General features: G+C 67.6%; 1 pseudogene. It reads left to right on the top strand.

The annotated features are described in order from the left end of the window. Positions 1-472: pseudogene (locus tag ACL02O_RS34430) on the top strand (hypothetical protein); the annotation flags it as partial.

Genomic DNA, 472 nt, shown 5'->3' with positions numbered 1-472 from the left:
CGCGAGGAGATCCTCGGCCGGCAGGACTTCATCGAGCCGCTCGACGAGGTCGAGTACCTGGAAGACGAGCCGTTGGTGGTCTTCGCGGCCGAGAATCAGGGCGTCTGGGTGGCGTTGATCGACCCCACCGACGATGATCCGGTCGTTTGGTACGACGGCGGCCCGGAGCGGCTGCGCGAGCGGGAACGCCTCAGCGGCTTCCTGCTCCAGTTCGCCCTCAACGAAGCGGTGAGCACCTCACCGTTCACCGGCTTCGCCACGGTCACAGCGGAGTCGCTGGACCGGTTCGTCGAGGATCTGGTTCCGGTTCCGCTGCAGCCGATGCGGGTACCTGGCGACCCGACGCGCCATTGGGTGGCTCCCGGACTGGTCGTGATGGCCGCCGACTATGGCGAGAGTGGTATCTGGCTGAGCGTCGGCAGCCGGCAACGCTCAGCCCTGCGGCCCCTACGCTCTCGCCTCGACTGGGAAC

Source organism: Micromonospora mangrovicola (genome assembly GCF_047200535.1).
Classification (GTDB): domain Bacteria; phylum Actinomycetota; class Actinomycetes; order Mycobacteriales; family Micromonosporaceae; genus Micromonospora.
The sequence above is the reverse complement of the archived record's forward strand: the minus strand, read 5'-3'. Positions and strand labels throughout refer to the sequence as shown.